This is a genomic window from Clostridium sp. LS, assembly GCF_002760435.1.
Lineage (GTDB): Bacteria > Bacillota > Clostridia > Clostridiales > Clostridiaceae > Clostridium.
Map to the genome: position 1 here is coordinate 139872 of NZ_AUUU01000046.1, position 10007 is coordinate 149878.

General features: G+C 27.7%; 4 protein-coding genes. All 4 read right to left on the reverse strand.

Translation table 11 applies throughout. The features are described 5' to 3' along the window. Positions 1 to 57: 57 nt before the first annotated feature. The gene (locus COL3_RS12360; RefSeq protein WP_008423713.1) at positions 58 to 1188 is read right to left on the reverse strand and encodes a hypothetical protein; all 1131 of its coding nucleotides are present in this window, start codon (positions 1186 to 1188) and stop codon (positions 58 to 60) included. A 159-nt stretch (positions 1189 to 1347) separates the two neighbouring features. Continuing rightward, a complete protein-coding gene (locus tag COL3_RS12365; protein ID WP_008423711.1) occupies positions 1348 to 5562 on the reverse strand; it encodes a DUF445 family protein in 4215 nt (1404 codons plus the stop codon). A gap of 118 nt (positions 5563 to 5680) precedes the next feature. Further along, positions 5681 to 7198: a hypothetical protein gene (locus COL3_RS12370; RefSeq protein ID WP_008423709.1), complete on the reverse strand. Its 1518-nt coding sequence runs from the start codon at positions 7196 to 7198 to the stop codon at positions 5681 to 5683. Positions 7199 to 7357: 159 nt separating this feature from the next. After that, positions 7358 to 9439 carry a YcdB/YcdC domain-containing protein gene (locus tag COL3_RS12375; RefSeq protein WP_008423707.1) on the reverse strand — a complete coding sequence of 694 codons (2082 nt, stop codon included), beginning with the start codon at positions 9437 to 9439 and terminating at the stop codon, positions 7358 to 7360. Positions 9440 to 10007: the final 568 nt, after the last annotated feature.

A 10007-nucleotide genomic window follows, 5' to 3' on the forward strand; every position in this document is an offset into this window, starting at 1 on the left:
ATCAATAATACCCACTAGCGCCATTCCTAAACATGACATTCTATCTTCTATCTATACTCAGTTATTTTTAATTCCGATTAACTCATCGTAATTATTTTTTATTATTCTAAATACAATGTCCTTAAATCCAGTCTCTTTCTCCAACGTTGGAAACCCTCTTAAAGTATTATCTATAATACTCTCTATTTTATTGAAATTAATTTGGGGTATGTCATACTTATATTCTTCCAATATAGGCTTATAAGTATTCTTAGTAAATGCAGTTGAATACCAGCTCTTCTCCAATGCTCTATCATTAAGTACTCCTGAAAATGCTAAATTATTATCAAAATTAGGAGCCAATCCTAAAAGGTCGCCATCTTTTCTTAATATACCAAAATTAAAGGTATGTCTGTCAATGTTATAACATAAAGCGTCCATAAACGTAATATCTAAAAAATCTTTTATATAACCTAATTCTTCTATAATTTTAATAGAATCATCTATACCCCAATAATCTTTAACAAAGCTAAACATAGGTTCAAAATCAACTTCTCCGCTATTAGTAAAATCTCTGCATCTAACTAATGTTCCCTCATCGATAGCTTCATATTTCACAGCTTTAAACCCAAAATCTAACGCTATATTTGAAACCAAAACTTCCGCAAAGTTTTCCTTATAAGAACCTTTTTTTATCATATACCAGTGACCATTAATTAGTCGCCAGCATTTTTCAAAACTACCTATGTTAGTAAGTTCAGGAGTAATGTCATCATTACTAAAGTCATTTTCTATTACATTACCATACAAGGCTACAGTATTTAATCCATCTGATAATCTATTTCGAACTTCGTTATAAGTTATGTTCTCATTCTCCCACTTTAACCAATAATTATCTGTAATGCTTACCGCTCTAGCTCTAATGACAATTTCTTTAGGCACTTCTGATCTAACGCTTAGCCTGCGTCTTACTTGTCTCGAATTTGTTCTATGAGTATCTATTACCCTTGTTTGTAACCATGCTTCAAAAGCGCCTATTTTTTTATTTATCATTATTATTGGTAATAAATCATCATCCATAGATCTTATTAAATTTGTATCTTTAATCTCAGCTATTTCTTTATCTTTATACATTAAATATCCGTTAAATTCATAGTTTTCGTCTTTTGAATATTTGTTTAATATATTAAGTAAATCAACTTTTGACATACGCTCCTCCTTCCTTTATTTTCCTTTTCTTTTAAATAGTTTACCATACTATTTATTTCTTAAACATGTATACATAAAATTTCTTTAATAAATTTTTTATATAATGCACTTAACTTTATTCCAAGTTAAGCAATTTAAAGAGAATTGCACTTTACTTTTCTATGAATCTTTCTGAGAATAATCCTTGCTATATCTCAAATCTATTGCCCATAATATAATAGATAGGCCTACATTAATGCCAAATACAAAGCCAAATACTCCATAAAGACGCAGCTTCTTAAAAAAGTCACCAGCAAAGGAATTAAATAAAATATCAATTTCTCTTGGATTAAGTACGTCAATTTGCTTATTACTAATATCTTTTAAATTAATTTCCTGAAGCACTGGAACAATATAATGATTAATTGAATTTAACCCTGTTTGTATTGCTTTATCTATTAAATAGTCTTTTGTATCATCTGAAATGAAATCAAAATCAGCTTTAATTGCATTTTCAGTTACTCTTTCAAGTAATATTACATTCTTTTCATTAAATTCTGTATCTTCAAAAGCACCTCTAATAATTTTTTCAACATCTCTGTTTAATATTTTTTCATCAGTAATTTGCTCAATTTTTAATTTTGAAAGTGTACTATCATAAAAGCCATTTAATAATATAGTCAGATGTTCTTTCGTTTCTTTGCTAGAGGTTATTATACTTAATATATTCTTTATAGTTCCCCTAATTTCTTCTAAGGTAATGTCTTTAAAAACTTCTGAATTATTGGAATTAAATAATGGTGATATTATATTTTCATCTAAAAATTCTCCTGTCATTATAAACAAAGTATCTTTATTTAAATCTATATTAGTATAAATATCTTCTTTTATAGTAACTATTTCTTTATTGAACCTCTTATAAACTAAATTCAACTCCTCTAAATTACATAATTTAAGATACTCTGCAAGTGGAGTTGAAATTAATGAATCTAAAATTAAATCACTGACTTTGTAAATATGCTCTTTAAAACTAATACTTTCACCTAATTTATCAAATAAATTATCAATTAACATTGTAGTATTAATTTCTCTAGAGTCAATTTTTAAATCATTAACTTTAATAGGATATATACATTCATTTAATGTAATCTCTGCACTACTTATAATCCTTTCTTTTTCATCCTTAAGCATTTCTGGCAGCTTTTCATGCAATATAATTGATACCACTTTATTAGCTATATCATCTCCGCCAAAGGTTGTATAGGCTATTTTTTCAAAGAAATTAAGTTCACCTTTAATAGTTTCTTGGACATCTAAAGCTATTACATACTCATTATCTTTTAAATAGGCTACCAACTTATTGCTGGCATAAGTGATTAAAGAATATAAATTTTTATCAATAATTGTTTTAATATTTCCCTTAAACATTGAACCAATGTTATTATTTTCATTAAGTTCGTTATGTAAAAATTGATTTAATAAATCATTACAATATATTTTAAAGTCATTAAAAACATATGTATAAGTTTTTTCTTCTATATTATTTTTAATTTTTTCAGATAGGTTATTATCCAAAATCTCTTTAACTGTTTTTTGTATTATTGAGTTGTAATGTCCACTATAATTATCAACTATAGGTCTTATAATATCTTTATTTCTGGTGCTAACAACCTTTTCTTCAAGCAATTCGTTACTTGAATCTTTAATATATTTTTTTACTTCATTACATGCCGCTTCTGGCAAAATCTCATTAAGTTTATAATTAGCTGAAAACTTATCTTCAACTAGTCCAGTTAAATAATTTTCAGCTTTGTTGATGCTGCAAAGTAACTTTGGAATTATATTAAAAACATTATCTTTTTTTATAAAAGAATTAAGCTGCTTATCTCCTATTTTTCTTGAAATACCCTTCGATAAATTCGCATTTATACTGAAGTACTTTAAAATTTTCCCATAAATATTTTTAGCTAAATCTTTTTTCTTATTTCTAGCAAAATTAACTAGAGTTTGATAATTATTATTTGTGACTAATGCCATTAAAAGTGATTTCCCTTGATTCTTATGAGAATTAAAACTTTTTTTTATCTCTTCTTTATTTAACAATTCCTCATCAATTAATTTAGCCATTCCAACTGCAAATTGATTTTTATGGGCAGGTATATATCCTAATGCAAATTTCTTAAAGAATGGAATCTTAGCTACTATTTTATTTTCTTTATATGGGTGAAAAATCATCCATAATGCTACTACGTTAGTAATATAACCGATAAACGCCATAATTCCACATGACATTATCACATCAAAAGCGTTACTTGGAAAACCATAACGCCCAATAGCATTTGGGAAAATTAATTGATATATTACTCCCACTATTGTTCCAAGTACAGCTCCAAAAACAGAGAGAGGCTTAAGTTGGTTGCCCATAAACTCCTGAACAATATCACAAATTTCATCTTCATTATATTTACTCAAGTTATTTTTAGCGAACTTTTTAATATTTCCATTTAATAAGTTAGGAAGTTTAGAAATTAACATTGGATAACCTTCATTTATAAGAATATGTGATAGTTGCTTCTTATTAAAATACTCTGGAATAACATCTTGAAATTCAAGTTCCTTATATTTATCCACAGTTTCCTTATAAAAGGCTATTGAATTATCCACAATAAATTCTGATATATCCACTTTATAGTTTTCTATCACATAAGCTAGATTTATATTTTTAACCTTTGAAACTAAGATATCTTCTAACTTTTCAGTGCATATAGTCTTATTTTTTCCTAGTAACTTACTAGTTAGTTTTGCAAACTTATTAGAAGAACTAGAAACATTGTTATAATTAAATATCTCGGATATCTTTTTGTTAAATAGTTCATTACTTTTTGCATTTATAAAATCTTGAGCTACGCTATTAAGTTTATCACCCAGCTCTTCTTTATTCTTAAAAATATTTTTATATAAAAGTGGTTTTAATTTAGTATGAAATAATTTTACAAAATCAAGCTTGATAATATCATGAATTTTCTTTGAAAATTGCTGCTTTACTATAGCTCCTAAAATACTCTTTCCGTGTAACTCAAATTGTTTGTTTATTACTTTCATCATCTCTTCAGAACTAAATAAATCTTGTTTTTCTAGTAATGCTACTATATCTTTAACTTTGCTGTTCTTTAAATAATTTATAAGTGAACTAGCTAAATTTCTATATGCTTCTTCATCTAAACTATTGTTCATATAACTAATGATTTTGCTCACAATATTGTTTTTAGATGAAATATCTCCCATAAGAGCATTTCTAACCTTTGAAATTATAAGTTTTTTAATATCTACATCAATGTCTTCAATTGCCTCATCTATAGCAGATTCTATCATCTCATCAAATACTACTTTATTATTTGATATCCACTCTGAAATATATGGCATAACCTTAGGAACAACTGCTTTTATAAACTGAGTAAGTGATTTTTCCATTTCAGTTGGAAGCATTTCATAAATTGTAAAATCAATATCTTTTCCAATTAATACAATCTCATTTACAAGATTTAGTACTAGTTCTTTTCCTTTTTGTGAATTTATGAAATCATTAATTTTACTAAATAGCTTCAGAATGAATTCATCCTCTTCAGATGCAGTTATAAATTTATTAATTTCATAATCTCCAATTAATCCTTGCAGCTTATTCAGTATTAAATCTACATCTAAAGCTACGCATACATTATCTAAAAATATTCTACATGATTCGTCATTAGCCAAAATATCATGTTTAATAATTCTTGAAATACCTTCACTAATATTATTTACTAATTTTTTCTGCGCTTCTTCTGATAAAATTTGTACTAACGTTACGTCAGAATTTTCCTTATATATTTTATTAATAAATTCATCCAGTGAATTAGTATTTTCAAGCTCACTAACTAATATCCCATAGCCTTTATTGACTATTTTAGAAACTTGTTCTTCGCCTAATAAATCTTTTAAGTTAGAATTGGTTAAAAAATTCTCTAACAGCTCTGGTAAAATCATGTTCAAATTATTTCTAATAAATTCTTCACTTTTAGCTACAGTTTTAGAAAAGCCCGTTATTTCAAAAATTTTAGTATTACCTAAACTCTCTTTTAATTCTTTTTCAAAAAAGACATCAGCAATTTTTTCAATATAAATATTAAACTTTTTGTTAGAAATTTCAGGTCTCAAAGTGTCTGCATTTATTATGTCTCTTTCAACCAATTCACTAATTTCTTCAATGAACTTTTCTCTCTTCTTTTTAATTACTCCTCCTAATTTTAATGGAGTATATTCTTTAAAAAGCATATTTACAGCATATTTGTTAGTAATATATCCTGAAACTCCGCCGGAAAATCCTTGCAGTGCTAATAAAAAAATTGAAATCAACATAAATTACTCTCTCCTCATTTATCAATCGTAAATAAAATTCTATTAATTCTAATTATACTAATTTATAAATTTTATTTCCATACCCTATAGTATTGCTAATAAGCTATAAAGAATTATATTATTTACTTTTAGGAATCCCTATAATTAAACTCAATTCCTTTGTAGATATCCAATTTCCAAACATTATATTCCCTTTATCATCTAAGTATTGGGATATTGCACACCTTGCTAATGGATTATCAATATATCCATCCTTTGAGAAACTGCAGTATGGTAATTGAAATTTACCATATGCATTTCTAAGAACACTGTCCTTAGTAAGCGTTATTGCCTTTATTGGTACTTTATTACCACTATCTCCTGCCAAAATTGCTCCCATAAAATTCTCTAATTTCTTATTTATAACTTCTTTATTGGAAAACAATAAAGTAGATATAGTAAACAGACCTTTACCTTTACCATAGTCTAATCTTTTGAAAAGCACATCGTCCATGTACTTTATCCAGCTGCTAACTTCTTTATTTACAGAATCAACTGTAGTAGAACTTGTTTTCATTTCACTGCTGCTATTAACTTCAGTTATTGATGAATCTGTTGTATTTGATCTTGAATATCCTCCGAGTTTAATGTCACTTGTTCCTGTAGTTTTACTCCAATTCTCTCCAAAGTCTGTACTTTCTTGTCTACTCTCAGATATTGTAATGCTATTATTTGATGAATTATTTCTACTACCTTGGGCAACTCCTGGTCCCCCTCTTATTTTAGGTGAAGAATTTATATTATTCTGAGACATATCTAATCTATTGTTTGATCTTGGTGGACTACTTCTACTACTTTGAGAGGTTTCAGAATTTCCATTTGTTACAGTAGTACCAGTCCCACTATTTCCACCTGTAGTTTCACTAATGGAGTTCAGAATTGATATTGATGTATTATGGACATTGGTAAATGCTTCTCCTGTTGACTTTGCAAGGCTGCTTCCATATGTTTTAGATATTAAATCCGCAGAACTATTTTGAGCAAGAGGCGATATTTCTGTGTATAGCTTATTTAAATTATTCTCAATATCCCATACCTGCTCTATATTTAATGGTTTTGCAATGACCATTGCTCCAAATTCATCGCCATTAAAAATATTAATTAATGTATCAATATATTTTTCTTTTTCATTATCCTCATTTACTCCAGCTGCACCTGCTAATGTACTAAAAAAAGTCATATTATCGATAATCTCATATATTCTATTTTTTTCTTCTCCATCTAGCTCTTCAACCTTACTTTTCATAGGACTTCCTTTAATATTGGGCTTTAATATATAACTATTGATATCGTCTAATCCTATTGACATTTCACTTTCATAGTACATATCTCTTGAAATCCCAAAATAAAAATTAATTCCTGCATTGTCTCCAATCATCAGGTATACAAAATTTATTCCATCAATTCTTATGGAATTTAGTATATTCTCTACTACTTTACTTCTAGATAATTCTTCATCAAACATTGCGTCCTCAATCCTATATAAAGCTAAGTTTTCTAAAGGAAATTCACTAATATCTTTTATGTCTATGTCATTATAATTTGCTAAGTAATAATTATCTTTATTTCTTAAAAAATTTAATATTGCATTTTCCATAATACATCCTCAATTAATTCTATTTCATAAACTATTAATATAATTTTATTTTAATATCCTATTTGTAATTACACTGTAGCAAATTATTTTTTTGATTTTACCTCATATATAAAAAGTGCTGTATCTAACTTAAAAGGTAGATCAGCACTTCTTTAAGAATTATTTAGTGTTATTCTTAATTAAATTGTATATGATTGTGGCAGCTTGAGCATTAGTTATATTTCTAGTCCCATTAAAGTTTCCACTTTTGTCACCTTTAATTATATTAAGTCCGTAACACATTGCTGCGTAACCTTTGTATTGTTCTTGCACGTCATCTTTAAAAGGATTAATAAATATTTCAGTATGCCCTGCAAGCTTTTCATAACCTAAATATCTTACTACAAACTTTGCTGCATCCTGATTCGTAACAAATGACTTCGGAGCTTTCTCCTCTTCTTTAATTACTCCATTTTGTATAAGCATATTATAAAGCTCATCATCGCTTAAATTATTAGCCGAAGCAGAATACATATACTTAAAGAAATTAATTTGAGTTATATTCATATCAGGGTTAAATTTATCACCTTCAATATAATATCCATTATCTAAAAGTTCTTTTACAGTTTTTTCACACCAATGCCCACTTATATCTGTATATTGTGGTAACTTGTTATCCTTGTACACTTGGCCTGTATAATCCAATCTTGAACCACTTATTGGATCAATTATATAATCATCATTTAAACTGCTGAAATTATATACTAACCCAATTTTATTCTTATCTATCATAGCATATTGCAACGAAAATCCTGCAATATCTTTTATTTTATTAAAAGCAGCTTCCTTGCCTATTGCTGCACTAACATCAGGGAATGAGATATTGTTATACCAATTATTATCATAGCCAACAACTTTTCCTTTTGTTTTATCTACTTCAATTCGCAACGAATTTCCTGAGAAATCTATGCCATTTACCTGGCGGATATAATTAAATGATGAAATGTTCCCTTCTTGTACAACGCCAATTTTTAAAATTGGATTATCAACTTCCTCATATTTTGTTTGTGAAAATTTATCAGGTGCCACTTTTCTCAAGAAATTTTCTGCTAAATTCTTTGCTTGATCTTTTGATAGTACGCTATTACTAGCATTATCAAAATTATATGAATGTAGTGAAATTATCTCACCTGTCTTAGCATCTACTTCACCATAGGCATTTTCAAAAGAGATGCTCCAAACATATTCATCATTAATATAATTCCTATTTAATGACTCATCTTTTACTTTCATATCTGAAGTTATTATATCCGAACCTTCTCTAATAATACTTTCTGCTTTTTCCTTGGATATAATATTTGCTAAGTTATTAACTGCATCTGCTTCTTCTTTGGTTAATTGTTCATTTGCTTTTATTAAGCTATTATCTGAATTAGCTTTTCCTGCAAAATCACCTTTTCCATCAATAAATCTATTTTCTTTAAAAAGACTTATAGCTTGTCCTGTTTTTGCATCAATGGCACTATTTCTATTATTATCTAAAGAATACCCTGCAAATATATTCATTTTCTTTTGCTTGTAATCATAATAGGAATAATATTTTAAATTGACCCCCAATTTATCTATGTAGGCTTTTTCTGCCGCTGCCGATTCAATTACTCCTTCTTTACTTGGATACTCCACTCCTTTAATTTCTGGATTGTCCCCATTAAAATTTGTTACCTCACCACTATATTTATTTACTCCAATATTTACGGTAATAAAATTAACTGGAACATCATTAATAAATTCTTTATAAGTAAAATAATATTCTTCTCCTGAAGAAATATTATCATTATTAGTGACTTTCTTCATTTTCTCTGCATACTGTGGAATTACTTTTCCTAAAAATTCTTCTGCTGTAATTTGCGCTTGATCTTTAGTTATTTTTGCTAGTCCATTAGAATCTTCATTTCCAGTATATTTATTGTATTCATACATATAACCGTCTTCCCCAATTGATGCAGATACAAAACCGTTTTTACCTTCTTTCTCTGCCCAGTTAAGACTCCAAACTCTAATTTTACCATTATTAGTTTCTCGCTCATTTAAATTATGCGTAAACTCAGTATAATTATCTGGAACCGTTATTATTTTTTTTGCTGAAACAATTGCTTGTTCAAGCCCCTTACTATCTTCCTCCGCTCCAAGGGCTGGAATAGAAATAGCGGATATTAATAAGGAAATTATTAATATCAAACTCAAATAGTTTTTCCTTTTCATAAATATGCACCTACCTTTATATTACTTTATTCCACTTTGCATTATATATTACATAATTATCCTAAAAGCTCAATAATAACCTCCCCTTAATATTAATACGATTAACATCAAAGAAATTTTGCATTAATTAAAACTTTTTTATGTTATTATAAATATCTAACATGTAAATTAGACTTACAAATATGACAACCGAAAGAAAGACTAACCATGTTGCTCGGTTGCTAGAGAATAGAATTGAGGATTTCTAACATTACAAGTTGTGCCCATTCCTGCATGCTCCTTAGATAAACTAAGGACAAGCAAGAATGGAACAACTTGTAATGAAGAAATCCTACAATCCTATTCTCAATGCAACGCTACGCAAAATAGTTAGTCTTCCTTTCTAGTATTGTATATTTCTAAGTACAATTTATTTATATATAATAAATTAAGCTACTTTATACATTAATTAAAAATCTTAATATGGATATCTTCACCAGAAATAATAAATATTTTTATGCAGAAGGCATTTGAAAATGAGCTGTTAAAGGTTCTTAGTTGTAAGTTGTTCCAATTTAGCTTGTCACGC